The sequence below is a fragment of the Flavobacterium sp. CECT 9288 genome, assembly GCF_918731615.1.
Lineage (GTDB): Bacteria > Bacteroidota > Bacteroidia > Flavobacteriales > Flavobacteriaceae > Flavobacterium.
This window is the reverse complement of record NZ_OU957226.1, coordinates 2,194,178-2,218,109: the sequence shown is the minus strand read 5'-3', so window position 1 is coordinate 2,218,109 and position 23,932 is coordinate 2,194,178. Positions and strand designations below refer to the sequence as shown.

The 23,932-nt window shown below is 34.1% G+C and carries 19 protein-coding genes and 3 tRNA genes; 12 read left to right on the top strand and 10 right to left on the bottom strand.

Features of this window, described 5'->3' with window-relative positions; genetic code table 11:
* Nucleotides 1-5: 5 nt before the first annotated feature.
* The 4 genes from LQ189_RS09770 (at nt 6) to LQ189_RS09755 (ending at nt 5,985) form a co-directional block, all read left to right on the top strand.
* Nucleotides 6-2,204 carry a radical SAM protein gene (locus LQ189_RS09770; RefSeq protein ID WP_230156270.1) on the top strand — a complete coding sequence of 733 codons (2,199 nt, stop codon included), beginning with the start codon at nt 6-8 and terminating at the stop codon, nt 2,202-2,204.
* Between the two features lie 102 nt (nt 2,205-2,306).
* Nucleotides 2,307-2,792 (top strand): acetyl-CoA carboxylase biotin carboxyl carrier protein subunit, encoded by a 486-nt coding sequence (locus tag LQ189_RS09765; protein ID WP_230156268.1) that lies wholly within the window; start codon nt 2,307-2,309, stop codon nt 2,790-2,792.
* 105 nt (nt 2,793-2,897) lie between these two features.
* Nucleotides 2,898-4,337, top strand: a complete 1,440-nt coding sequence (gene accC / locus LQ189_RS09760; protein WP_230156266.1) for an acetyl-CoA carboxylase biotin carboxylase subunit — start codon at nt 2,898-2,900, stop codon at nt 4,335-4,337.
* Nucleotides 4,338-4,443: 106 nt separating this feature from the next.
* Complete coding sequence (locus tag LQ189_RS09755; protein WP_230156264.1) at nt 4,444-5,985, top strand: acyl-CoA carboxylase subunit beta; 1,542 nt, start codon at nt 4,444-4,446, stop codon at nt 5,983-5,985.
* Between the two features lie 408 nt (nt 5,986-6,393).
* Here the strand turns inward: LQ189_RS09755 and LQ189_RS09750 are convergent, their stop codons facing one another.
* Together LQ189_RS09750 and LQ189_RS09745 are read right to left on the bottom strand one after the other, a co-directional pair.
* Complete coding sequence (locus LQ189_RS09750; protein ID WP_158728878.1) at nt 6,394-7,080, bottom strand: response regulator transcription factor; 687 nt, start codon at nt 7,078-7,080, stop codon at nt 6,394-6,396.
* A complete protein-coding gene (locus tag LQ189_RS09745) occupies nt 7,081-8,340 on the bottom strand; it encodes a sensor histidine kinase KdpD (protein ID WP_230156262.1) in 1,260 nt (419 codons plus the stop codon). It lies immediately after the preceding gene.
* 143 nt (nt 8,341-8,483) lie between these two features.
* Here LQ189_RS09745 and LQ189_RS09740 point away from each other — a divergent pair, with 143 nt between their 5' ends.
* The gene (locus LQ189_RS09740) at nt 8,484-8,912 is read left to right on the top strand and encodes a DUF1573 domain-containing protein (protein WP_230156261.1); all 429 of its coding nucleotides are present in this window, start codon (nt 8,484-8,486) and stop codon (nt 8,910-8,912) included.
* 373 nt (nt 8,913-9,285) lie between these two features.
* Here the strand turns inward: LQ189_RS09740 and LQ189_RS09735 are convergent, their stop codons facing one another.
* Nucleotides 9,286-9,765: a hypothetical protein gene (locus LQ189_RS09735; RefSeq protein WP_086454376.1), complete on the bottom strand. Its 480-nt coding sequence runs from the start codon at nt 9,763-9,765 to the stop codon at nt 9,286-9,288.
* Between the two features lie 881 nt (nt 9,766-10,646).
* Between LQ189_RS09735 and LQ189_RS09730 the strand changes: the two genes are divergently transcribed.
* Nucleotides 10,647-11,696, top strand: coding sequence for a porin (locus tag LQ189_RS09730; protein ID WP_230156258.1), 1,050 nt, complete (start codon nt 10,647-10,649; stop codon nt 11,694-11,696).
* Between the two features lie 92 nt (nt 11,697-11,788).
* Here the strand turns inward: LQ189_RS09730 and LQ189_RS09725 are convergent, their stop codons facing one another.
* The 5 genes from LQ189_RS09725 to LQ189_RS09705 form a co-directional block, all read right to left on the bottom strand.
* A complete protein-coding gene (locus tag LQ189_RS09725) occupies nt 11,789-12,691 on the bottom strand; it encodes an N-acetylmuramoyl-L-alanine amidase (RefSeq protein WP_230156251.1) in 903 nt (300 codons plus the stop codon).
* 22 nt (nt 12,692-12,713) lie between these two features.
* Nucleotides 12,714-13,193 carry a hypothetical protein gene (locus LQ189_RS09720; RefSeq protein ID WP_230156249.1) on the bottom strand — a complete coding sequence of 160 codons (480 nt, stop codon included), beginning with the start codon at nt 13,191-13,193 and terminating at the stop codon, nt 12,714-12,716.
* A gap of 38 nt (nt 13,194-13,231) precedes the next feature.
* Nucleotides 13,232-14,545 (bottom strand): 30S ribosomal protein S12 methylthiotransferase RimO, encoded by a 1,314-nt coding sequence (gene rimO / locus LQ189_RS09715; protein WP_230156247.1) that lies wholly within the window; start codon nt 14,543-14,545, stop codon nt 13,232-13,234.
* Between the two features lie 269 nt (nt 14,546-14,814).
* Nucleotides 14,815-16,389, bottom strand: coding sequence for an OmpP1/FadL family transporter (locus tag LQ189_RS09710; RefSeq protein WP_230156245.1), 1,575 nt, complete (start codon nt 16,387-16,389; stop codon nt 14,815-14,817).
* Nucleotides 16,390-16,428: 39 nt separating this feature from the next.
* Nucleotides 16,429-17,451, bottom strand: a complete 1,023-nt coding sequence (locus LQ189_RS09705; protein ID WP_230156243.1) for a hypothetical protein — start codon at nt 17,449-17,451, stop codon at nt 16,429-16,431.
* A 100-nt stretch (nt 17,452-17,551) separates the two neighbouring features.
* On the opposite strand from LQ189_RS09705, the gene proS reads away from it, so the two are divergent.
* The 5 genes from proS (at nt 17,552) to rpsT (ending at nt 19,688) form a co-directional block, all read left to right on the top strand.
* On the top strand, nt 17,552-19,030 hold the full coding sequence (gene proS, locus LQ189_RS09700) for a proline--tRNA ligase (protein ID WP_086453800.1): 1,479 nt from the start codon (nt 17,552-17,554) through the stop codon (nt 19,028-19,030).
* Nucleotides 19,031-19,108: 78 nt separating this feature from the next.
* Nucleotides 19,109-19,180 (top strand) — tRNA-Glu (locus LQ189_RS09695).
* A gap of 39 nt (nt 19,181-19,219) precedes the next feature.
* Nucleotides 19,220-19,291, top strand: a tRNA-Glu gene (locus LQ189_RS09690).
* A gap of 39 nt (nt 19,292-19,330) precedes the next feature.
* Nucleotides 19,331-19,402 (top strand) — tRNA-Glu (locus tag LQ189_RS09685).
* A gap of 34 nt (nt 19,403-19,436) precedes the next feature.
* Nucleotides 19,437-19,688 (top strand): 30S ribosomal protein S20, encoded by a 252-nt coding sequence (gene rpsT / locus LQ189_RS09680; RefSeq protein ID WP_086453799.1) that lies wholly within the window; start codon nt 19,437-19,439, stop codon nt 19,686-19,688.
* 59 nt (nt 19,689-19,747) lie between these two features.
* Here rpsT and LQ189_RS09675 read toward each other — a convergent pair whose 3' ends face one another.
* Entirely contained in the window at nt 19,748-20,143 is a 396-nt protein-coding gene (locus LQ189_RS09675) for a response regulator (RefSeq protein ID WP_230158659.1), read from the bottom strand.
* A complete protein-coding gene (locus LQ189_RS09670) occupies nt 20,143-21,855 on the bottom strand; it encodes a PAS domain S-box protein (protein WP_230156241.1) in 1,713 nt (570 codons plus the stop codon). The genes LQ189_RS09675 and LQ189_RS09670 overlap by 1 nt, the downstream gene beginning before the upstream one ends.
* Before the next feature lie 151 nt (nt 21,856-22,006).
* On the opposite strand from LQ189_RS09670, the gene typA reads away from it, so the two are divergent.
* Nucleotides 22,007-23,803 (top strand): translational GTPase TypA, encoded by a 1,797-nt coding sequence (gene typA / locus LQ189_RS09665; RefSeq protein ID WP_086453796.1) that lies wholly within the window; start codon nt 22,007-22,009, stop codon nt 23,801-23,803.
* Nucleotides 23,804-23,932 lie beyond the last annotated feature (129 nt).

Genomic DNA, 23,932 nt, shown 5'->3' with positions numbered 1-23,932 from the left:
TTCCTTTGAAAACAAAACTTTTCCTAATCACTCCGCCATTTACGCAATTGAATACTCCGTATCCTGCAACAGCTTATATCAAAGGGTTTTTGAATACGAAAGGTATTGAATCTGTGCAGGCTGATTTAGGGATTGAAGTGATTTTGAAATTGTTTTCCAAAGAAGGTTTGCAAAGTTTGTTTCAGGTAGGAAGTCAAAAGTTTAAAGCTGGAGAGATCTCAGATAATTCTAAGCGAATTTATGCTTTGCAAGAAGAATATCTTAAAACAATTAATCCTGTTATTTCTTTTTTACAAGGAAAAAATCCAACATTAGCGCTTCAAATTTGTCAAGAAGATTTTCTGCCAGAGGCGTCACGATTTACACAGTTAGAAGAACTCGATTGGGCTTTTGGAACAATGGGAACACAAGATAAAGCAAAACATCTAGCCACCTTGTATCTCGAAGATATTTCGGATTTTATTGTGGAATGTGTTGATGCTAATTTTGGCTTCAGCCGCTATGCGGAACGTTTGGGTCGAAGTGCAAGTTCATTTGACGAGCTGTACGAAGCTTTACAAGGTGAGCCAACTTATATTGACGGAATCTTGCTTTCGATTCTAAAAGAGCGAATCGAAGCTATTCAACCTACCTTATTCCTGATTTCGGTACCGTTTCCTGGGAATTTATATGCTGCGTTCCGATCTGCGCAATGGGTGAAAAATAATTATCCCAATATTAAAATTTCAATGGGTGGTGGTTTTCCAAATACGGAATTACGTTCACTCTCGGATGCGCGTGTTTTTGAATTTTTTGATTTTATTACTTTGGATGATGGAGAAATGCCAATTGACGAGTTAATTCATTCTATTGAAAATCCAAATTACAATACCTACAAACGAACTTTTTTATTAGAAAACGGAAAAGTAGTTTATAAAAACAATTCTACAAAACCTGATTACAAGCAATCACAAGTAGGCACACCTGATTATTCAGATTTACTTTTGGATAAATACATTTCGGTTATTGAAATTGTGAATCCCATGCACCGTATGTGGAGTGATGGTCGCTGGAATAAACTGACCATGGCGCACGGATGTTATTGGGGAAAATGTACGTTTTGTGATATTTCATTAGATTATATCAAAATTTACGAACCCGTTGCTGCTAATTTATTATGTGATCGAATGGAGGAAATGATAGCCCAAACAGGGGAAACAGGTTTTCATTTCGTTGACGAAGCAGCTCCGCCAGCTTTAATGCGAGCCTTAGCTTTGGAAATCTTGCGTCGAAAATTAGCGGTCACTTGGTGGACTAATATTCGATTTGAAAAGAGTTTTACTGAGGATTTATGTTTGCTACTCAAAGCCTCTGGTTGTATTGCGGTATCTGGTGGTCTAGAAGTAGCCTCAGATAGATTATTAAAATTAATAGACAAAGGCGTAACGGTTGAACAAGTGGCTCGAGTAACCCGAAATTTCACCCAAGCCGGTGTCATGGTGCACGCCTATTTAATGTATGGTTACCCTACTCAAACCATTCAGGAAACTATTGATAGCTTAGAAATGGTGCGTCAATTATTTGAATTAGGTATTTTACAATCGGGATTTTGGCATCAGTTTGCCATGACAGCACACAGTCCTGTAGGTTTGTACCCGGAGCAATTTGGAGTTAAAAAAAACACAGAAAGCATAGGGACATTTGCTAACAATGATATTGATTATACCGATGCTACTGGAATAAATCACGACAAGTTTAGTTTTGGACTTAAAAAATCACTTTACAATTACATGCACGGAATTTGTTTTGAATACAATCTTCAGGATTGGTTTGAATTTAAGATTCCAAAAACAAAAATTCAATCTGATTTTATTGTTAATGCTTTAGAAGATGAAGAAACTTTCAATATAAAACCAACTGCCAAAATTGTTTGGCTAGGAGGAAAGCCGTTAGTGGATCATTTTACTAAAACTAAGAAAGGAAATTCATGGGAAATGACTACACTTACTTTTCATGATAAAAAAGAGCCTTATAGTATTCTTACCAATAAAAACGAGGGTGAATGGTTGGTGACAACTTTGGAGAAAATCTCCGTTTTGAATGTTAAAAATTATACTTTTCAGGAATTAAAAGCAGATTTTGAACTAAGTCTGGAAGATTTTGAATTGTTTTGGTACTCAAAGCCTATTAAAACATTAAGAGAATATAAGTTGTTAGTACTTTAAGTTTTTTTCAATAAACTATATCTAATTAGCATAAAACTTTTATTTTTCGATTACGAAAACGTTTTCTTTTACTTATTTTTACAACACTAAAATAAGAAGCAAATGAGTATTGATTATAAAGTTACTGTAAACGACACTTTTCATTTTGATTTGGATAGCGAGCGCGTTGCAAAAGTTGATGCTGTAAGTATCGAAAAAAAAAATTTTCATATTCTTCATGAAAATGTAGCCTTTAAAGCAGAAATTCTATCTGCTGATTTTCATCAAAAAAAATATACCGTAAAGGTAAATAGCAACACCTATACTGTTGCAATTTCTAGCCCGCTGGATAGTTTGATAAAAGAAATGGGTTTTGAAACAGGACTTTCAAAACAAGTTAATTTTATCAAGGCGCCTATGCCTGGTTTGATTTTAGAAATCAATGTAGTTGTAGGCCAAACAGTGAAAGAAAATGACAACTTGATTATTCTGGGTGCCATGAAAATGGAAAATAGCTTTCTTTCACCACGCGAAGGTGTTATTAAAAGTATTTCTGTGCAAACAGGTGATGCTGTAGATAAAGGTCAGTTGTTAATTGAATTTGAATAATAAAATACGGCTAGTTTGCAAATTGAAATTACAAGGTTGCATTACTCAATGCAATACATTTTAAGAAAGTAAAATTTGCGAATCTGCGGTTTAAAAGATATAAAAATGAAAAAAATATTAGTTGCTAATAGAGGTGAAATTGCTATTCGAGTGATGAAAACCGCTCAAAAGATGGGGATTAAAACAGTGGCGGTTTTTTCTACAGTTGATAGAAATGCGCCACATGTGAAATTTGCTGACGAAGCGGTTTGTATAGGAGAAGCACCTTCAAGTGAGTCGTATTTGCTTGGAAATAAAATAATTGAAGTTGCCAAAAACTTAAATGTAGATGCTATTCATCCTGGCTATGGATTTTTAAGTGAAAATGCTGATTTTGCCGAAGAGTGCGAAAAAAACAACATTATTTTTATTGGTCCAAAATCTAGAGCCATAAAAATTATGGGAAGTAAACTAGCAGCTAAAGAGGCTGTAAAACAGTACAATATTCCTATGGTTCCTGGTTTTGACGAGGCTATTACTGATGTTGAAAAAGCAAAATTAATAGCAAAGGAAGTTGGTTTTCCAATTCTAATTAAAGCATCTGCTGGAGGCGGAGGAAAAGGAATGCGTGTGGTAGAAAGCGAAGCTGATTTTGAATCTCAAATGGATCGCGCTATCAGTGAAGCAATTGCTGCTTTTGGTGACGGATCTGTATTTATTGAGAAATACGTGGGTTCTCCTAGACATATTGAAATTCAAGTAATGGCTGACAGTCATGGTAATGTGTTGTATTTGTTTGAAAGAGAATGTAGTATTCAACGCCGCCATCAAAAAGTAATCGAAGAGGCTCCTTCCTCAGTTTTAAGTCCTGAATTGCGACAAAAAATGGGTGAAGCTGCCGTATTAGTCGCAAAGTCTTGCGATTACCTAGGTGCGGGAACTGTCGAATTTTTATTGGATGAAAATAACAATTTTTATTTTCTCGAAATGAACACGCGCTTGCAAGTAGAACACCCTGTGACCGAGATTATAACGGGAACAGATCTTGTAGAATTACAAATAAGAGTTGCGAGGGGCGAAGCATTAGCCATGAAACAAGAAGATCTTAAAATAAAGGGTCATGCCGTAGAGTTGCGTGTCTATGCCGAAGACCCTATGAATGATTTTCTACCAAGTGTAGGGCATCTGGATGTGTATCAACTGTCTGTTGGCGAAGGTGTTCGTGTGGATAATGGTTTTGAACAAGGTATGGATATTCCTATTTATTACGATCCAATGTTGGCTAAATTAATTGCTTTTGGTGAAACTCGTGAAGAGGCAATTCAAATTATGATCAAGGCTATTGAAAACTATCATGTTGAGGGTGTTCAAACGACCTTAGCTTTCGGAAAATTTGTTTTTGAACATGAGGCTTTTCGTTCTGGGAATTTTGATACTCATTTTGTTAAGAAATATTACAATACTGAAGTTTTGAAACAACAAATGGAACAAGAAGCTAAAATTGCTGCTATGGTAGCTCTAAAGCACTATTTTGAAGACCAGAAAATCATACGCTTGTTGAATTAAACTATTTTTTATCCATTATTTAGAAATAGCTTAGTCAAGCCTTTTTTTAAGGGTGCTCAATTATTCTGGGGTCTTTAATAAAATTAGCGTTTAAAAAAAGAAAAACATGAAAGACAAAATAAATATATTAAACGAAAAAATTGCCGAAGCTCATTTGGGTGGAGGTAAAAATAGAATTGCAAAACAACATTCTAATAAAAAGCTTACGGCAAGAGAGCGAATAGAGTATTTGCTGGATGAAAATTCTTTTGAAGAAATAGGAATGTTAGTAACACATCGTACCAATGATTTCGGAATGGAAAAAGAACAGTATTATGGGGATGGAGTTATTACAGGCTACGGAACCATTAATGAAAGATTAGTATATGTTTTTGCTCAAGATTTTACGGTTTTTGGAGGTTCATTGTCTGAAACTCATGCCGAAAAAATATGCAAAGTAATGGACATGGCTGTTAAAATGGGTGCGCCTATGATAGGACTAAATGATTCAGGAGGTGCGCGTATACAAGAAGGAGTGAGATCATTAGGTGGATATGCCGATATTTTTTATAGAAACGTACAAGCAAGTGGTGTGATTCCTCAAATATCAGCTATTATGGGCCCTTGTGCTGGTGGAGCGGTATACTCGCCTGCGATGACCGACTTTACGATGATGGTTGAAGATACCAGTTACATGTTTGTTACAGGGCCTAATGTGGTTAAAACTGTGACAAATGAAACGGTAACTTCAGAGGAATTGGGAGGTGCAAGTTCACATTCAACCAAATCTGGTGTGGCTCATATTACATCAACAAATGATGTGGCGTGTTTAGATGATTTGAAACAATTATTAAGCTATTTGCCGCAGTGTAATAAAGAAAAAGCAGCTGATTTGCCTTATACACTTAATGACGAATATCGAGATAAATTGACCTCAATACTTCCTGATAATCCTAATAAACCGTATGATATGCACTCGGTTATAAGTGAAATTATAGATGAGGATTCTTTTTTTGAGATTCATAAAAATTATGCCGAAAATATAATTGTAGGATTTGCTAGGTTAGCGGGTCGTAGTATAGGTATTATTGCAAATCAACCTATGGTTCTTGCAGGCTGTCTGGATGTGAATAGTTCTAAAAAAGCAGCGCGTTTTACTCGTTTTTGTGATGCATTTAATATTCCGCTTTTAGTACTTGTTGATGTGCCTGGATTTTTACCAGGAACTGATCAAGAGTGGAACGGAATTATAGTTCATGGTGCAAAATTACTCTATGCATTAAGTGAAGCTACGGTTCCAAAAGTTACTGTTATTACTAGAAAAGCTTATGGAGGTGCCTATGATGTGATGAATTCTAAGCATATAGGAGCCGATATGAATTTTGCTTGGCCAACTGCCGAAATTGCTGTTATGGGAGCAAAAGGAGCTTCGGAAATTATTTTCAAAAAGGAAATCAATGAAGCTGATGATCAAGAAGCCAAACTGTTAGAAAAAGAAGCAGAATACGCAGATTTATTTGCAAATCCATACACAGCTGCACAACGAGGTTTTATTGACGAAGTGATTCTTCCACAAGATACCAGACGCAAATTGATAAAATCATATAGCATGCTTGAAAATAAGGTAAGTGTTACGCCAGTAAGAAAACACGGAAATATTCCTTTGTAATTTTCAATAAATTAAAAAAGTATTAACCACCAGAAATGGTGGTTTTTTTTGGACTTATTCTTTCAAAAGTTACTCTTTCAATTAATTGTGGCCTCTTTTTGATTTATTGACTTTCAGTTTTACTGTAAAAAGCACTCGATTTATAGATTTTACCGCAGCAATTATTTTTTTTTCCACAAAAAGCATTCAAAATAATTGTTTTTCCATGAAATACTTGAAACAATTATTGTTTTTAGAAAAGGAAAAGCTTTACCAGTATTTTACTATAGCCCACGTTTTCAGAAGTGTGCAACGTATTAATGTAGTTGTTTTTCAACTCTGGATGAATTATATCGCCTCCATAGGTTGAAACCGTTGGCTATAGTTTTGAGGAAAATGAACTGTTGAAATTCTTCTTTTTTTATAGCTTTACTCCGCTTTAAACCGAAACCCTATCCCGTGTAAATTCTCAATGGCTATTCCTTTTTCGTTTGCCAAAATTTTGCGCAAGCGGGAAATGAAAACATCGAGACTGCGTCCCATGAAATAATCATCGTCACCCCAAAGAGAGGTTAGAATTTGTTCCCGTTTTAGCACCACGTTTTTATTGTCGAGGAATAATTTTAAGAGATCGGCTTCGCGCTGGGTGAGTGGTATTTTTTCGGTTTCATTAAAAAGGATGAAATTTTTGGTGTCAAATTGGTATTTCCCAATTTCGTAGATTGATTTTTCAACCAAATTGTTTTTGCGGGAACGTCTTAGAAATATTTCAATTTTGAGGAGTAATTCTTCTATGCTAAAAGGCTTCACGAGATAATCATCGGCACCCAATCGAAGTCCTTTGAGGCGGTCTTCTTTTAAGGTTTTGGCCGACAGGAAAATAATGGGAACATCAACATCGAGTTTCCTGATTTCGGTGGCCAGTTCAAATCCATCCATTTTTGGCATCATTATATCTAGAATACAAATGTCAAAACTTCCTTTTTTGAATGCTTCAAAACCTGATTTTCCGTCTTCGCAATGTGTTACTTCATAGCGGTTTTGCTCCAAGTTGTCTTTGGTTAGGAATGCTAAGGTGGCATCGTCTTCGGTATACAATATTCGAACAGTACTCATTTAGTTTTGAGGAATTAATAATGAAAAAGTACAGCCTTTTTTTGGATTGCATTTTACGGTTATTTTCCAGTGGTGGAGGTCGCATACTTTCTTGGCATAGTACAATCCCAATCCAAAACCGGTGACTTCATTGCTTTTATGACTCGGAATTCTATAAAATTTATCAAATACAAAGGGAATGTTTTTGGAATCAATTCCAATGCCGTTATCTGTAAAATCGAATTGTAGATACTTTCCAACTTTTGCAATAGCGATACAAATTTCGGGTTTGTTTTCGCTATATTTTATCGCATTATCTAGCAAGTTGTAAACCAAATTGGTAAAGTGAAATTCGTCCGCTTCAATGGTTACGGTTGCTAAATCGGTTTTAATTTTAATTTGGGTTTCGGGATGTTTTAGGGTACTGTTTTCAATTACAGCTTTTAAAATTGGCAAGACATTCAGCGTTTTTTTATCCAATACCAAAGGAGCATTATCTGATTTTGCAACGCTTAGAATTTTCTCGATATGTTGATTCAGCTTGTTGCTTTGGTCAATAATAATGTGCGTGTATTTTTCCAGTTTTTCATCTTGCAGAATTGGATTTTGTTTGATGAGGTAATTGGAGGCAATTAATATGGAGGACAGCGGTGTTTTGAATTCGTGTGTCATATTATTGATGAAATCACGTTGCAAGTCAGAGTATTTCTTTTGCTGTAAAAGCGTAAAAATAGAATAGACATAAACCAGTAAAATGACAATTAAAGCAATCGAAAGCACAAACCAAAACCGTAAGGAACTGAACAAATAACTCGTTTCATTGGGAAACCGAATGGCAAAATAATAAACTAAATTTTTATGTTTGGGGAAACCTACAGAATGTTTGGTCCGTTTCTTTTCGGATAGCGAAATGTAGTTGCCATAGACCATTTCGTCGCTTTGGCAATTGTACATGGCATATTCAAAATCGGTGGTGATGTTCATTTTCTTGAACTCGGATATGAGATAAAACTCTAAAATTTCGGGTTCAAAATCATTATCAATATTCACAATATAATAATCATTGGAGATTTTCTGCACTGGATTTTTACCTGGAAGTTCTTGATTGGTTCCTTGATACAATTTTTTGGCAACTTCCAGTAAGGCAACATGTGCTCTTTGACTGAATTTTTTTTCCTCAACACTGAAGGCTTCTTTCGTCCAAAGCAATTGTGCTACAAGGATTCCTATAATGGCGATTAACCCGATTAAGATGCTGCTATTGAGTTTGGTCAGTTTCATTGTGTAATATTAATCAAAATTTGCTTGACTTTTTGGCATTAACAAGTCGTTAACAAAGATTGAATACCGCTTAACAAGAGTGTCTGTTTTTCTAATCTACTTTTGGATTTTTAAAAAACAGTAACCAATAAAACTAATTTATTATGAAAATGATTAAAATTTCAATGTTGGCATTAACTCTAGGATTAATGTCATTTTCGGCCATCGAACCTGTAAAAGCAATAGTTTCAAAAGTAGCTATTGCAGCTTCTTCAATTGTATGGAAAAGCGAAAGCATAGATGTGGGTTCCATTCCTCAAAACACTCCAAAACCAATTGTTTTTGAATTCAAAAACACTGGAAAAAAAGCTGTAATCATTACCAATGTGCAAGGTTCTTGCGGATGTACGGCAACAGATTATACCAAAACTCCAATTGCTCCAGGAAAATCAGGAACCGTTACAACTACCTATAATGCGGCTTATCCAGGGGGATTTACAAAAACGGTATCGGTAACTACAAATATTGAAACGACTGTAAAAGTTTTAACAATAAAAGGAACTGTTGTTGCGGCTACTGGAGTGAAAAGTTAATTTTTGGAGCTTTTTCTTGAGCTATTAAAATAGATAACAAGTTGGATACTTTTTAAAAGTAAGTAGAAAGATGATGGTTTAGCAGCATCAATTTAGATAATAGATAGCTTGAAAGTTATTAATGATGAAAAAATAATAGTTGGGCAATGTTTATAAAATCATTATTCAAGTCTGATCCAAGAGTGTCTTTTTGGAGTATAAAATATAATGCTATGTAATTGAATTTATAATAATTACACTTTCTGAATTTATGAATAGTAAATCTATTATTATTGGTTAATCCATGTTAAGTGAAACAAAAAACACAATCAAGAATCTAAATTGAATGGACAATATAGCCTTGATTGTGTTTTGTTTTAAATGGGACTAAAAGCTAATAAGAATACATCTTTGCTTTCAAGTTTTTTGTTTCCTTAGAAACAATAACAATGAACGGGTATCCTTTTTCTGCTGCAAGCTGTTTTAATCTTCTTTCTACTTGATCTTGAAATTCTTTGTCAGTTTCTCCCTTGGTTTTACCAAGAAAACTACTCGTTATACCTACTTCTTTTAGGCCTTGTGTTTGATAAGGTTCTAAAATAACAACTTTATCATAATCTTTTTTACTTGAAATGATAATTTTGTTTGAAACCGTTTTGGAATCAGAATTTGATTTTTCTATCAATTGAGCAACTGCAAATTGACTTATACTTTTTTCTTCTTGATTTACTTGACTATTGTAAAAAACTTGATCATTGGCCACTTTAATAAAATTAACATCAATTTTTTGACCGTCATGTTTTATGAGTTCATGAGTTTGAGCGTGAATAGTAACGCTTAATAAAAAGATACCAAGGACTATAATATTTTTCATTTTTTTATTTTCATTTAAATTGGTTAGAATTGCTTTATTTTTTTTATCATTTATGTATTTCAGGAGGAGGAGAAATAATATCAATATTTTTTTCCTGAAAATGAAAAGGGTTTTGTACACTAGGATTTTTGGTGCTGACAATTTCAAAAAATAGTACAACAAAAAACTCTTTTGTTGTATAACAAAACTTCAAAAAGTAATCTTCAATTACAGATTCTTCCTGATTCTTTTCAATGTTTTCAATAGGGCTTTTTTGTTTTTCTCTTTTGTAAAATTCAGAAGAGTTACCTATGAATACATTTACGGAAATAATCCACATTAGAATAGAAAAAAAATAATCTACTTATTTTCTCATATATTAAAATTACGAAAACAAGATTGTAATTATTTTAAAATTTTCTTAAAATAAATACATGTTTGTAAAGCCAAATGTAAATACTTTGAATTTAATGTTTTTTATTTTTGGATAAAAAATATTTAAAATCGACAGCCCCTATATTTTACAGGGTATTTTTGTTTTATTTGTTTTTAAATAGTAAAAAATATAAAATATTAATGTTTATTTTTAAAATAAGCCAAAATAAATAGGGGGTATTGTGAAAATTAAAATTATTAAATAAAAATAATATTCAATTTTAAATGCTAAAAAATTAGTTAATCAAGCTGTTATTTCCATATTCATAATTCTTTCATTTTCAGAGTATAAATGTTAGTAATTCTCTTTTTTGTAATATAAAAGACATTAAATTCGTCCTCATAAAGTGGATTATGCAGGTATTTTATAAAATATATCCTTTGACATATAAAGCTTTAATATGAGGTGTGAATTACCTTTTTTTTTAATCTAATTTTTATAAAATACTAACAAAAAACAACCCAACATGAAAAAACAATTTGCAACAATTGCTCTATTAGTTTCAATGAGTACTGTTTTAGCTCAAGAGACAACTACCGTTCCTGCTACTACGTTTGCTGGATCAGCCGACGCTTATTTTAAGTATGATTTCTCTGGTGTTGATAATAGTCTTACTAGTTTTACAAATTCTCATAACTCCTTTGAACTTGGAATGGCTTCTATCGAAGCGAGTCATAAAATGGGTAAAGCTTCTGTCTTTGTTGATTTAGGTTTTGGTAATAGAGCAGCACAATTTTCATATAATGATGAAGCTACTTCATTTATGATTAAACAGTTAAATTTTACTTATGAGTTTTCAGATAAGTTTAAAGTAACAGCGGGTAGTTTTGGTACTCACATAGGATATGAGCTGTTAGATGCTGTAGATAATAAAAATTACAGTATGTCGTATGCTTTTACCTATGGTCCTTTTTTTAATACTGGAATAAAAGCGCAATATACAACAGGGAAATTAAGTTTCATGGCAGGAATCGCAAATCCAACAGATTTTAAGACTGCTTTGGAGGCAGGTTCTTCTCAAAAAACTTTCATTGGTCAACTCTCGTATTTAGGAGATACAGGAAGTTTGTATTTGAATGCTACTTCGGGAAGTAGTAATCCATCTTCTGATGAAAACAAAACACAATTTGATATTGTGGCTACTAAAAAATTAAGTGACACTTTTTCTTTAGGTTTTAATGGTACTTATGCGCTTACAAATCATTATATCGATTCTAATCTAGATGGAAAATGGTTTTCTCTTTTGGGTTATGCCTCAATTGTTCTCAAAGAAAATTTGACTTTAGCTTACAGAGTTGAATATCTTGGTGCCAAAGATGCAACGCCTGGTCTAGGTTCTCTTGCTGGTACTAGTGTTTTAGGAAATACATTGTCGTTAAATTTTAAATCGGGTAATTTAACGGTAATTCCAGAAATTCGTTTTGATAAAGCTTCCGAAGATATTTTTACAAATAGTGATGCAGCGCCAAAAGGTATTACAGCATTTGCATTACTTGCTACTACGTATTCCTTTTAATTTTTTTTTTTTTTTTTTTTTTTTTTTTCTGCCAATATCGTCAAGGTATTGGCAGTTCTTTTTGGTAAACACAAGAATAAATACTTTGTGTCTTATTGCTTCTTGTAAATAGAGTAAATCGTGTTTTTAGTCAGCTCATCTATAATTCCGTTGACCTCATTTTGCATGAAATGAAGTTTAAAAGCGGTAACGGCTGCTACTAAATTTTTGGTATCATACCCAATTATTCGCAATCCTAGTTCAGGGTTAAAATCAGCGGGTGCTGTAACTAAAAATTCGTCAGGCCAAACTCCAAAACCATTTTCGGCTAAAATTTTCCAAGGAAAAAAAATGCTAGGGTCTTTTTTTCGAGTAGGAGCAATGTCTGCATGCCCAATGATATTTTGAGTAGGGATATTATGATCTTTTTTTAATTTAGTTAATAAAGCCAGTAAACTATTGATTTGCGGTTCTGTAAAAACTTCAGATCCATTATTGTCTAGTTCAATACCTATAGAGCTTGAATTTATATCGGTATTTTTACCCCATGAACCATTTCCTGCATGCCATGCTCTTAAATAATCATTAAGCATTTGAATTACTTTTCCATCTTCACCTACAACATAATGTGCGCTAACCTGTGTTGCTGTTTTTGTAAATGTTTTAATGGTTTGTTGAATAGAGTCTTGCGCGGTGTGGTGAATAATGATAAAGTTAGGTTTTCTTAAATTAAAATTAACAGTACCTATCCACTCTGTACTTATGCCATTTTGCAATGGCGTAGGCCCCATTTTAAAAAGGGTGTCTTTGTAAGTTTGTAATTGTTTTGTGTAAAGTGTATCAATATTAAGTGTTACATGAGCAATTGCAGGTAAGGTTTGAGGATCTTTATTAGCAATAGTCCCTTCTAGTGTTTTTAGCTTAGAATCGTAAATTTTTTCACTTTTTTTATATGGGTTGGTACCACATGAAACAGCTAGTGCAGCTAAACAAAAGAAGTAAAAAAAGTTTTTCATAAATTGGCTCAATTGTTTTATTTTAAGATTGTTCTTTAGACTTTTTCTTCTCTTTTTTCTTAGGATTTTTTGCTTCCTCGTTTAAGAGTATAAATTTTTCTTTCTGCTCTTTATTAAGCAATTCCAAAATTTTTTTATCTGTAGTTTCAGATAGTGCTTTTATGTTTTTTACTTTATCTTCATGACTTACTTGGGCCTTAATGAGCATTCCGTGTGTTTTACTACTTTCTGTTAAAATATTTGAAATTGCAATGGCTTGCAACTCATCAAGAACTAGTTCAGGTTTTAAACGCTCCATTACCTTGCCTACAGTTACTTCAACAGGAATTTCCTTTGGCTTTTCTGGAGCTCGGCTTTGATCCATTGTGTTGTTCATTCTACCATTACCACCGTAACCATTCCCATAGCCGTTTCCGTACCCGCCATTCCCATATTGTGCAAAAGATGTATTGGCAAAAAAAACAATAAGGCCTATTAATAGGTAAGAATTAAAGGATTGCATCTTCATTTTGTGGAAAGAATTAAAATCAATTAGAAATATTATATTGGTTCTCCGTACAAGTCAAATTCTGTGGCATCAATAATCTTAATCATGACAAACTCACCTGTTTTTACATAATGTTTAGAGGCGTCAATCAATACTTCATTGTCTACATCAGGGCTATCAAATTCTGTACGACCTATAAAGTGCGCACCTTCTTTTCTGTCAATAATACAACGGTAGGTTTGTCCAATTTTTTCTTGATTTAAATCCCAAGAAATTTGCGACTGTAATTCCATTATTTCGTTGGCACGATCTTGTTTTACCGTATCTGGCACGTCATCTTCAAGTAAATAGGCGTGTGTGTTTTCCTCATGTGAGTAAGCAAAGCATCCCATTCTGTCAAATTTCATTTCTTGAACAAACTCTTTCAAAATATTAAAATCTTCTTGAGTTTCTCCAGGGTATCCTACAATCAAAGTTGTACGAATCGCTATTCCAGGAACGGCTTCTCTGAAATCTTTTAATAATTTTGTGGTTTTTTGTTGTGTAGTTCCACGACGCATCGATTTTAAAACAGAATCTGCAATATGTTGCAACGGAATATCAATGTAATTACAAATTTTTGGTTCGCGTTTCATGATTTCAAGAACATCCATAGGGAAACCCGTTGGGAATGCATAATGCAAACGGATCCATTCTATGCCCTCAACTTTTACCAGGGCTTCAAGCAATTCTCCTAATGCTCTTTTTTTGTACAAGTCTAAACCATAATAGGTAAGGTCTTGCGCTATCAATATCAGCTCTTTAACGCCATCTTTAGCTAAACCTTCCGCTTCTTTTACTAATTTTTCTATAGTTTGCGAGACGTTTTTTCCTCGCATAAGTGGTATTGCACAAAAACTACATGGTCTATCACATCCTTCAGAAATTTTTAAATAAGCGTAGTTTTTAGGTGTTGTTGTTAATCGCTCACCTAATAATTCATGCTTATAATCAGCGCCAAGAGCTTTCAATAGCTGAGGCAGTTCAGTTGTTCCAAAAAACTGATCCACATTAGGGATTTCCTTTTCTAAATCAGGTCTGTAACGTTCAGATAAGCATCCGGTTACAAACACTTTGTCTACTAGTCCTCTCTCTTTTTTATCAGCGTATTCAAGAATCATGTTTACTGATTCAGCTTTGGCATTATCAATAAATCCACATGTATTAATGACAATAATATTTCCTTCCTCAGCCTCGGGCGCTTCATGAGTTACCTCTTTTCCATTTGCGCGAAGCTGACCCATAAGGACTTCACTATCATATACATTTTTTGAACACCCAAGGGTGATGACATTTATTTTATTCTTTTTTAAAGACTTCGTTCTCATAGTAGTAGCATCCCGATAATTTGGGAATTTTGCAAAATTACAATTTTTTATTCAAACAGAACTTTTTTCAACCCGTTTTCAAATTATTAGGAGCTATTTACTGCTGTATGATTCAAACAAAGTTCGCTTAACTCCTGAAAAATGGATGCAAAGTGAAGTAATCTCTTTGAAATAGAGAGGATTTCTCCTGACGCTTCGGGACCATCAGGGCAAAAAAAATCCGTCTTGTTTACATAACGAGACGGATTTGTAATGTTCGATAATTAAAATTACAATTCAAATAATAATGTTAACGACACATTATTATTGATATTGGCTATTTTGGCTCCATCAGTAAACCCTTGGTTAAAGAAACCTTGTTGGGTGTTACGAGTGGCATTGGCGTAAGACAAATCTAATTTTGTAGATCCAAAATTATATCCTAAACCTGCTGAATATCCCGTTAAATCGCCCATTATAGCAGTATTTTTGTATGGGCTTTGTTCGTATCTATAACCAGCTCTTAGACTTAAAGCTTTGATTTTATATTCACCGCCTACACGTACCTCTCCTGTATTGTCAAGAGTATTGCTCATGGCGTTGTTAAGTCCCATAAAAAACGCATCGTTTTTAGGTTTGAATGCTGTAGAGCTAAAGTTTCTCATAGCATAATCAACACTGATTAATCCTTTTTTACCAAACACATACGCTAAACTTACGGTTGTTTTACTAGGAGTTTGTAATTTATACGGTTGGTATACATTTATAACATTTGGATTAACAACATCAGCGGGTAAAGTTTCGGTACTGTTTCTGCTAATGGCTACTACACTTTGTGATAACTCATCAGTTAATCTATACCAAGTAGATGATTCATGTGCTAAACCAAAGCGCAGTTCCTTGGTTACTTTTGCAATTGCACCTATTTGAAATGAAAATCCAGTTCCATAAGTGTTTAAGTCATTGTCAAACTGTATTTGGCTTACTCTAAAATCATTGGTTACAGGAGCATCGTTTCTTTCAGTAAATCTTGTAGATCTAATATAATCTGTAAAATGCGAGTTTAAATTCAACCCAAAATAGAACTTATCTTTATATGAAGTTGCTATGTTAAAAGTTAGTTTTCCGTTATAGCCAGTATTAAAAACAGCGTTTTGATGAAAATAATTGGCTGCTGGTACATTAGAAGAAAAAGGTGAATTTGGATTATTTTCATTAACGGCATCAATGATAAAAGCTTGATATCCTAAAAAAGCTTGTTGAGCATCATATCCACTTAATCCCGGAAACTGACTATTTGGAAGATTGTTTCCTAAAAAAGAATATAAATCACTGATTGATTCCCCTTGCTCTGTGTTTACAAATTGTTGTGGGACAGGTGCTCCATTGTTGCCTCTATTGGCATAAAATAAAAAATAATCAGCTACGGTATTGTTTCTATTTGTGCCAGAGGAGAAAAAATCGTTAGTAAAATTATTCGCGTTTTCATAATTAATACCAATGGTGACTTTTGACCAGTTTGATTTAGCGTTATTTTCAAAAACAAATACCGCACCAGCTTGGTTTAAATCAATTGAGTTGTTCTTAGTGCTATTAGTGGTCCCAAAATAATTTGAATTGTTTTTGTTGCTAAAGTTTGTTAAGGTAAGACCCATTTGATTGTTAGCAAATATAGCAGAACCTGCTGGATTTACATTCAAAGATGATAAATCACCGCCCAGTGCGCCAAAGGCTCCACTCATGGCTCTAAATCTTGCAGTACCGTTTAAATTGTCTTGTGAATAGCGTACTGCATCAGATACTTCTTGTGCTTGCAATGTATTTATTGTAAGTCCTATAGCGAGTAACCAAATATATTTTTTCATACGTTTTTAAATAATGTTTGTAGTTCAAATTTAGGGATATTAACCTCTTCCGCCTCTTCCGCCACCGCCAGATGATCTTCCGCCACCACCACCGCCATAGCTTCCACTGCTTCTAGAAGATCCAGAATTAGAGCTTGGAGTGTATGATCTTGAGTTAGATTCGCTTCTTGATGGAGTGTAGGTACGAGAATTAGAACTATTTTCTGAACGTGTTGATGATCCTCGACGATTTGAATTGTAAGTTCCGTTGTCTTGAGATTGATTTCTAGAAAAAACAGGGCTAGTTCTACTCATTCTGCTTGAAGAGCCTCTTCCAAAATTTGTTCCGTTAGAATTGTAATAATTACCGTCAGTTCTTCTAGCGCCTACAGTATTACCATTTCTATTATAACCGGATGCCCCTCTGTTTGAGTTTGAAGCATTAGCATAACTAGATCCTCTTCTGCCTGCATTGTAGCTGTAGTTTCTTGGATTGTAATGAGGCGCATATCCCCAATTATTTCCGTACCAATTGTTCCAACCAAAACCGATGTTTCCACCCCAGCCAAAACCAGCATTCCAGCCCCAACCAGGATATCCGCCCCAGCCCCAGCCAGTATTCCATCCCCAATTGTTCCAACCCCAGTTATTCCAACCAAAGTTATTCAATCCCCAAGCAGGATTTCCACCCCATCCAAAACCGTTATTCCATCCCCAATTATTAAATCCCCAGCTGTTATCGTAAACATTTATGCTTACACTTTGCGGATTACTTCCCCAGCCAGCATAATTGGTGTAGGTTTGTATAGAGTCATTGTCAGTGTTATAATTGTCAATATCTGTTAAGATTTCGATAGGCTCATTGTTATTTTGTAAAGAATTAAAATAACTAGTGTAGGGACTTGAAGAAGTTTCGGCTGTTTGGGTACTTCTTTCAGGTCTATTTACTGTGCCTCCGTAAATCCCATCAGAATCATAATAAGAGCTGTTTTGATAAGAGCCACACGAACTAAAAATAATACTTATGAATCCAAACAAGTAAAGCATCATAGGTTTCTGCAAGGGAAGGGTATAAGTTTTCATATATATGGAGTTTTTATTGTTGCACATTACAAAAATAGTTAGTTTTGCGGAACTATTTATTTAAAATTATTAATGCAATATTTGTGCCAAACTATTCAGTATGAGTAAGAACATAACTACAAGAGCGGAAGATTATTCAAAATGGTATAACGAATTGGTTGTCAAGGCCGATTTAGCCGAAAATTCAGGAGTGAGAGGTTGTATGGTAATTAAGCCATACGGTTATGCAATTTGGGAAAAAATGCAAGCTGAATTGGATAAAATGTTTAAAGAAACGGGGCATCAAAATGCGTATTTCCCGCTTTTTGTTCCCAAAAGTATGTTTGAAGCTGAGGAGAAAAATGCTGAAGGTTTTGCTAAGGAGTGCGCCATTGTTACGCATTACAGATTGAAAAATGATCCAGACAAGCCAGGAAAATTAATGGTTGACCCAAACGCAAAACTAGAAGAGGAGCTTATTGTGCGACCTACTAGTGAAGCTATTATTTGGTCTACCTATAAAGGATGGGTACAATCATATAGAGACTTACCATTATTGATTAATCAGTGGGCTAATGTGGTGCGATGGGAAATGAGAACACGTTTGTTTTTACGTACGGCTGAGTTTTTATGGCAAGAAGGGCATACTGCTCATGCTACAAGAGCCGAGGCGGTTGAAGAATCTGAAAAAATGATGAACGTGTATGCTGATTTTGCAGAACGATTCATGGCTATACCGGTTATTAAAGGCTTGAAAACAGAAACGGAGCGTTTTGCTGGTGCCGAAGAAACATATTGTATAGAAGCCCTAATGCAAGATGGTAAAGCTTTACAAGCAGGGACATCTCACTTTTTAGGTCAAAACTTTGCAAAAGCTTTTGATGTGAAATTTGCAAATGCAGAGGGTAAGCAAGAATACGTTTGGGGAACTTCTTGGGGAGTATCAACACGATTAATGGGTGCGCTTGTAATGACACATTCTGATGATCAAGGTTTGGTTTTACCTCCTAGCTTAGCGCCAATACAAGTTGTTATTGTACCTATATATAAATCAGACGAACAGTTAGCAGCAATATCTGCAGAGGTAAATGTACTTATTGCAAGCTTGCGTAAATTGAACGTTTCTGTAAAATTTGATGATAGAACGACTCAAAAACCAGGATTTAAGTTTGCAGAATGGGAGTTGAAAGGAGTTCCTGTTCGAATCGCGGTTGGACCTAAAGATCTAGAAAATGGTACTTTTGAAATAGCTCGAAGAGATACATTATCAAAGGAAGTGGTCGCTAAAGAAGGAATAGAAAACTATATTACTTCATTGCTAGAGCAAATACAAAATGATTTGTTTGCAAAAGCACTAGAGTATAGAGATACGCACGTTACCGAGGTGAATAGTTTTGAGGAGTTTAAAGAAATTTTGGAAAATAAAGGAGGTTTTGTCTCAGCACATTGGGATGGTACAGCAGAAACTGAGGAAAAAATCAAAGACCTTACAAAAGCTACTATTAGATGTGTTCCTTTGAATAGAGTAGAAGAGACTGGAAATTGCGTGTTTACAGGCGCTCCATCAGCAGGACGTGTACTGTTTGCAAAGGCCTATTAAAAAAAGTAAAAAAAAAATGTACAAGCTATTGCTCGTTTCGAAAATAGTTGTATTTTTGCATCCGCATTAGAGAAGCAAGGCCCGTTCGTCTATCGGTTAGGACGCATGGTTTTCATCCATGTAAGAGCGGTTCGATTCCGCTACGGGCTACTATTTTTTTTGCGTTTCCTAAAGTAATAAGGGAAAAATGGCCCGTTCGTCTATCGGTTAGGACGCATGGTTTTCATCCATGTAAGAGCGGTTCGATTCCGCTACGGGCTACAATTCAATTCACATATTGATAAAAACTTAGGAGAATATGGTCCGTTCGTCTAGGGGTTAGGACGCCAAGATTTCGTCTTGGTAACAGGGGTTCGATTCCCTTACGGACTACAAACAAATTAGTAAAAGATAAAAAAGCAATATAATGGCAAATCATAAATCAGCTCTAAAAAGAATTAGAAGTAACGAAAAGAAAAGAGTGTTAAACAGATACCAACACAAAACTACTCGTAATGCTATCAAAGCATTAAGATTAGCTACTGATAAATCTGAAGCATCTGCAAAATTATCTAATGTTATCTCAATGATTGATAAATTGGCTAAGAAAAATATCATACACAATAACAAAGCATCAAACTTAAAATCTAAGTTAACTAAGCTTGTTGCAAAATTGTAATATTTAGATATAATAAAATATGTTAAAAGAAAAGTTCTCGATTTATCGGGAACTTTTTTTTATACAACTATTTCTTTTAAAAACTCTAACATTGATTTGCTAATGGGTTTTGGTAAAAAAGCAATAACCATAGGATAGGTTTGAGATTTCTTTAAATCGTTAGGATCTATTGTAGAGGATAAGACTACAATTTTTGTAGTATGAAAATCTTTGTATTTAGGGGTTTTAAATGCATCTAAAAACTCCCAACCTCCCATTACAGGCATATTTAGGTCTAGGAATATTAAATCTGGTTTTGATGCGGGAGAATCTAGTAATGTGTTGAAATAATGAAGTGTTTCCTCTCCATTAGTAGATGTGATAATTTCATTGCAAAACGAAAACCGCTCAACTACTTTTTTGCAAAGCAAGAGAGTTATTGGGTCGTCATCTACGCATAAAACTTTATTTAGCATCACTTTAAATTCTTAAATGTTAATTTTAGTGTAGTCCCTTTGTTAATTTCGCTTTCAATTTCTATGGTGCCTCCCATGATTTCCACTTGCGATTTAACCAAATACAAGCCAAGTCCTTTGCTATCCGGTTTTAAGTGAAACCGCTGGTAGAGACCAAAAATTTTATCTTTATTTCGAATTAAATCTATTCCAATGCCGTTGTCTTGAATGTGAATTACAGTTGTATTGTTTACTTTTTGTGATGCAATACTAATTTTTAAGTCTCTTGTATCGGATTTGTATTTAATAGCATTAGAGACCAGATTTACAAAAATACTTTCTAAATAAGGTTTGTGCGAGTAGAGTGTAGGAGTTTTAAAATCCAATTCAATTACTGGATGGTGTGTTGTTATGAGGGTGTCTAACTGTATAAAAACGTTTTGAAATAAATCATTTAAGACGATTTTTTCTTTTAAAATAGCTGGTTTGTCTTTAATCGTAATTACTTTTACCAAGTCGTTAACAGTGTTGTTTAATAGTAATGTAGACTGGTTAAATCCATTTAGGATTTCTTGTAATTCAGTATCGTGAATAGGGATTTCTTCTAGTAATTGTAATAATCCTGTGAGATTTGATAACGGAGCTCTTAAATTGTGAGATGTGATGTAAGAGAACTGTTTTAAATCGGTATTGTTTTGAGTTAGTTCTCTTATGAGTTGTTCTTTTTCTTTTTCCTGTCTTTTTTCTTCGCTAATATCTCTTAGGATGGAGATCCAATGGGATAGTTCTTTCTCGGTGTTAAAAATAGGTACCATTGATAATCGCACCCAGTATTCTTTTTTAGTTTTTGAGGATAAAATGGTTTCAATTTGGCATTCCTTTTTTAAATCAATAGCTTTGAATAATTGACTTAAAGCGTTGTCATCAGAATTGGGGCTTTTAAATAAATCAGGAGATTTGCCTGTTATTTCATCAGAGGTGTAGCCAGACATGATAGTAAATGCGGGGTTTACATATATTATATTTGGAATCTTTGACGTAATTGATTTCGGTTCTGTAATAATAATAGCATCTTTTGATTGAATAATAACCGTTTCAAGAAGTTTTAGTCTGTTTTCTTCCTCTTTTTGTTTGGTAATGTCTTGAATTGCGCCAATCATTCTAATGGCCTTTCCGTTTTTATCTTTTAATAAAAAAGCTCTGTCTAGCACGTATTTATAGGTGTTGTCAGCACATTTAAAACGGTATTGATCTTGCCATTTTTCTGTTTTTTGTTCGATAAAAGAGTATAAGCGTACTGACATTTTGATGCTGTCCTCTGGATGAATTTTGTCAAACCACCAGTTTGAGTTTACAGCTACTTCATTTTGAGAATAACCAAAAACACTTTCAATTCCTTTGTTCCATGAAAAATGATCTTCGTCTAGTTTCCAGTCCCAAATGGTGTCACTTGTTGCTTTTGCAACTATATCATATTTGTCATTAGATTCTCGTATTGCATCGTTACTTTTTTTAAGCCTATTAAAATTCTTACTTATGATGGCGTCATTTTTTGATAAAATTAATTTTAATAGAATGCTTGTCAAGACAACAAAAATGATGTCCTTAAAAAAGCTGTAAACAGACATACTTTGTTCTGCAACAAAGTGTTGGGAGAATTGGTGTCCTATTACAACAAAAGTCAGTGTTGTAAGAGTGTATATTAGGATTAATTTATTGGTATTGCTTTTCATTACTCAAATATAATTAAATAAATGTTTTAAAATAGGGCAGTCGAAAAAACTTATTTTTTAAGTTGCTAATCCATTAAGGATATGTAAACTATTGTATAAATATTTTTTATATCAAAATAAAGTGTACCTTTGCAGCCATTAAAAATCACAGATGGAATCTATTAGAAACATTGCAATTATTGCCCACGTCGATCACGGTAAAACTACATTGGTAGACAAAATTATGTATCACTGTCAATTATTTCGTGACAACGAAAATACAGGTGATTTAATTCTTGATAATAACGACTTAGAGCGTGAAAGAGGTATTACTATTACTTCTAAAAACGTATCAGTTCAATATAAAGGAACTAAAATCAATATTATTGATACTCCTGGTCACGCCGATTTTGGTGGTGAAGTTGAACGTGTATTGAACATGGCCGATGGTGTATGTTTACTAGTTGATGCTTTTGAAGGTCCAATGCCTCAAACGCGTTTTGTTTTACAAAAAGCGATTGACTTAGGTCTTAAACCTTGTGTAGTTATCAATAAAGTTGATAAAGAAAACTGTACTCCTGAGGAAGTGCATGAAAAAGTTTTTGACTTAATGTTTGAATTAGGTGCTCAAGAATGGCAGTTGGATTTCCCAACAGTTTACGGTTCAGCTAAAAATAACTGGATGTCTGACCACTGGGAAAACGTAACTGATAATGTGGAAGCATTATTAGATATGGTTGTTGCTAATGTACCTGCTCCTAAAGTTTCTGAAGGAACTCCACAAATGTTGATTACATCTCTTGATTTCTCAGCTTTTACAGGTCGTATCGCTATTGGTCGTCTTGAAAGAGGTGTTTTAAAAGAAGGTATGCCAATCTCATTAGTAAAAAGAGATGGTACTGTATCTAAATCTCGTATAAAAGAATTGCATACTTTTGAAGGACTTGGTCGTAAAAAAGTAGAACAAGTTATAGCTGGAGATATTTGCGCCATCATTGGTGTTGAAGGTTTTGAAATTGGTGATACTATCGCTGATCATGAAAATCCAGAAGGTTTAAAAACAATTGATATTGACGAGCCTACAATGAGTATGTTGTTTACAATTAATGACTCTCCTTTCTTTGGTAAAGAGGGTAAATTTGTAACATCAAGACACATTAGAGAGCGTTTGACAAAAGAATTAGAGAAAAACTTAGCTATGAAGTTAGGTGAAACTGATTCTGCTGATAAATTCATGGTTTTTGGTCGTGGAGTACTTCACTTATCTGTTCTTATTGAAACAATGAGAAGAGAAGGATATGAATTACAAATTGGTCAACCACAAGTTATTATCAAAGAAATTGATGGTAAAAAATGTGAACCAATTGAGGAATTAACTATTGATTTACCAGAAAATCTATCAGGTAGAGCGGTTGAGTTCGTAACTATGCGTAAAGGTGAAATGCTAAGTATGGAAACAAAAGGGGAGCGTATGATTGTAAAATTCAATATTCCATCTCGTGGAATCATTGGTTTGCGTAATCAATTGTTAACTGCAACTGCTGGTGAGGCTATTATGTCACACCGTTTTATTGGATATGAGCCTTTCAAAGGAGAAATTGCTGGACGTAACAAAGGTTCATTAATCTCTATGGAAAAAGGTAAAGCAATTCCTTACTCTATCGATAAATTACAAGATCGTGGTAAGTTTTTCGTAGAGCCAAATGCTGAAATTTACGAAGGTCAGGTAATTGGTGAAAACTCTCGTGGAGACGATATGTGTGTAAACGTAACGAAAGAGAAAAAACAATCTAACGTACGTTCATCTGGAAATGATGACAAAGCTAGAATCATCCCTCCAATTATTTTCTCATTAGAGGAAGCTTTAGAATACATTCAAAAAGATGAATATGTAGAGGTTACACCAAAATCTATTCGTTTAAGAAAAATATATTTAACAGAAACAGATAGAAAAAGATTCAAAATCTAATTTATTTGAATTGTATTTAAAACCATCAGCGTAAGTTGATGGTTTTTTTTTGAACCCAATCCTGCTGTACACTATATCTTTTATACCACCCCAAAAAAGGGGTGTTATAAAAGGATGCCATTCCCATCA

Bases quoted from the DNA above. Each gene is read 5' to 3' on its own strand.
- LQ189_RS09765 (WP_230156268.1), top strand. From the start codon at position 2,307: ATGAGTATTGATTATAAAGTTACTGTAAACGACACTTTTCATTTTGAT.
- accC (WP_230156266.1), top strand. From the start codon at position 2,898: ATGAAAAAAATATTAGTTGCTAATAGAGGTGAAATTGCTATTCGAGTG.
- LQ189_RS09755 (WP_230156264.1), top strand. From the start codon at position 4,444: ATGAAAGACAAAATAAATATATTAAACGAAAAAATTGCCGAAGCTCAT.
- LQ189_RS09750 (WP_158728878.1), bottom strand. From the start codon at position 7,080: ATGAGTACTGTTCGAATATTGTATACCGAAGACGATGCCACCTTAGCA.
- LQ189_RS09745 (WP_230156262.1), bottom strand. From the start codon at position 8,340: ATGAAACTGACCAAACTCAATAGCAGCATCTTAATCGGGTTAATCGCC.
- LQ189_RS09740 (WP_230156261.1), top strand. From the start codon at position 8,484: ATGAAAATGATTAAAATTTCAATGTTGGCATTAACTCTAGGATTAATG.
- LQ189_RS09735 (WP_086454376.1), bottom strand. From the start codon at position 9,765: ATGAAAAATATTATAGTCCTTGGTATCTTTTTATTAAGCGTTACTATT.
- LQ189_RS09730 (WP_230156258.1), top strand. From the start codon at position 10,647: ATGAAAAAACAATTTGCAACAATTGCTCTATTAGTTTCAATGAGTACT.
- LQ189_RS09725 (WP_230156251.1), bottom strand. From the start codon at position 12,691: ATGAAAAACTTTTTTTACTTCTTTTGTTTAGCTGCACTAGCTGTTTCA.
- LQ189_RS09720 (WP_230156249.1), bottom strand. From the start codon at position 13,193: ATGCAATCCTTTAATTCTTACCTATTAATAGGCCTTATTGTTTTTTTT.
- rimO (WP_230156247.1), bottom strand. From the start codon at position 14,545: ATGAGAACGAAGTCTTTAAAAAAGAATAAAATAAATGTCATCACCCTT.
- LQ189_RS09710 (WP_230156245.1), bottom strand. From the start codon at position 16,389: ATGAAAAAATATATTTGGTTACTCGCTATAGGACTTACAATAAATACA.
- LQ189_RS09705 (WP_230156243.1), bottom strand. From the start codon at position 17,451: ATGAAAACTTATACCCTTCCCTTGCAGAAACCTATGATGCTTTACTTG.
- proS (WP_086453800.1), top strand. From the start codon at position 17,552: ATGAGTAAGAACATAACTACAAGAGCGGAAGATTATTCAAAATGGTAT.
- rpsT (WP_086453799.1), top strand. From the start codon at position 19,437: ATGGCAAATCATAAATCAGCTCTAAAAAGAATTAGAAGTAACGAAAAG.
- LQ189_RS09675 (WP_230158659.1), bottom strand. From the start codon at position 20,143: ATGCTAAATAAAGTTTTATGCGTAGATGACGACCCAATAACTCTCTTG.
- LQ189_RS09670 (WP_230156241.1), bottom strand. From the start codon at position 21,855: ATGAAAAGCAATACCAATAAATTAATCCTAATATACACTCTTACAACA.
- typA (WP_086453796.1), top strand. From the start codon at position 22,007: ATGGAATCTATTAGAAACATTGCAATTATTGCCCACGTCGATCACGGT.